General features: G+C 66.1%; 2 protein-coding genes. One reads left to right on the top strand and one right to left on the bottom strand.

The features are described 5' to 3' along the window. Positions 1-158: 158 nt before the first annotated feature. The gene (locus tag NLX86_RS34175; protein WP_254375715.1) at positions 159-614 is read left to right on the top strand and encodes a GNAT family N-acetyltransferase; all 456 of its coding nucleotides are present in this window, start codon (positions 159-161) and stop codon (positions 612-614) included. A 23-nt stretch (positions 615-637) separates the two neighbouring features. Here NLX86_RS34175 and NLX86_RS34170 read toward each other — a convergent pair. Continuing rightward, positions 638-1,512 (bottom strand): IS5 family transposase gene (locus NLX86_RS34170; protein ID WP_374214029.1). Its coding sequence is split into 2 segments (ribosomal slippage): positions 638-1,119 and positions 1,119-1,512, totalling 876 coding nucleotides; the frame shifts between segments, so codons are not numbered across the junction. Positions 1,513-1,561: the final 49 nt, after the last annotated feature.

The raw sequence follows: 1,561 nt of genomic DNA, 5'->3' as shown, positions 1-1,561 counted from the left end.
CTAGGGTCTGTTGCGAAAGTGCTGGTCGCAGAAGTGCGTTGTCGGTCGTGTTGTGCTTGCATACCCCGGTGAATCGACAGGGTGCTCCCATTGCTGAGGAAACATCGACCTGCCGTGTCCGGGGGCGCGATGCGTCTGATCTCGACGGATGCGTCCGTGTGCTCGCCGAGGTCCATGACGGTGATGGCTATCCGGTGAACTGGCCTGACCGTCCCAGCGAGTGGTTGACGCAGCCTTCCCTGCTCGCGGCCTGGGTGGCGGAACTGGACGGACACGTAGTCGGTCACATCGGTCTGTCCCGCAGTGGGGCGGGAGATGTGGCACCGGCCCTGTGGAGCCACCGGGAGGGTGTGCCCGTCGAGAGTGCCGCTGTGATCAGCCGCTTGTTCGTCTCACCCGCAGCTCGCGGCCGCGGAATCGGGGCTCTGCTGATGGCGCGGGCCGTCCAGGACGCGCAAGAGCGTGCTCTGCATCCGGTCCTCGACGTCCTGGCCTCCGACACGTCGGCAGCAGCCCTGTACGAACGCCTGGACTGGAGCTTGCTGGCCACCGTCGACCAGCAGTGGAGTCCGACCCAGACGGTGACCGTCAATTGCTATGCCGCGCCTGCGTGACCAACCTGATCGCGACAGCTTCGTCACAGCCATTCGTTGATGGCTGCGACGAGCACGGTGGCTTCGTAGCGGACGGCGAGTTTGTCGTATCGCGTAGCGACTGCCCGATGGCGCTTGAGGCGATTGATCCCGCACTCGACCGCATGGCGTTCGCGGTAGTCGGTCTTGTCGAACTTCGGCGGCCGACCGCCGCGGGAGCCGAGCTTCTTGCGGTTGCGGATCTGGTCCTTTTTCTCTGGAATCGTGCAGCGGATCCCGAGTCTGCGCAGGTAGGCGCGGTTCTTCCGAGAGCCGTAAGCCTTGTCGGCGCGGACTCTGTCCGGGCGCCTACGCGGGCGCCCCGGGCCGATACGGGGCACCCGGATGTTCTCCAGGACCGGCTCGAACTGGGGTGAATCCCCGCGCTGACCGGCGGTGATCACGATGGACATGGGTTTCTGTGCCTGCTCGACCGCGAGGTGGAGTTTGGTGGTCAGGCCGCCGCGCGAGCGTCCGAGTCCGTGGTCGGCCGGCTCGGTGTCGATGCCGCCGGGCGGTTCCTTCTGGAGATCCCCTTTTTAGCCGCTCCGGCGGCGTGCTGGTGGGCCCGGCAGACGGTCGAGTCGACGCTCACGTCCCAGGTGATCAGGCTTTTCGCGTCGGCCTGGGCTTGCAGCTCGGTGAAGATGCGCTTCCACGTGCCGTTCCGCTGCCAGCGCCGGAACAGGTCGTAGACCCGGTCCCATGGGCCGTACCGCTCGGGTACGTCGCGCCACGGAGTCCCGGCCCGGGTCCGCCACCGTATCCCGTTAACCAGCTGCCGCCGCGTCCATATCGGCGGTCGCCCAGGCTTCTTCCTCCTGGGCAAGAGCGGTTCCAGCCGGGCCCACTGTTCGTCCGTCAGATCTGCACGCGCCACAACACAAGATCATTTCACAGGCGAGATCCACTTTCGCAACAGGCCCTAG

This window comes from Streptomyces sp. A3M-1-3, from assembly GCF_024213665.1.
Lineage (GTDB): Bacteria > Actinomycetota > Actinomycetes > Streptomycetales > Streptomycetaceae > Streptomyces.
This window is presented reverse-complemented; position numbering and strand designations above follow the sequence as displayed.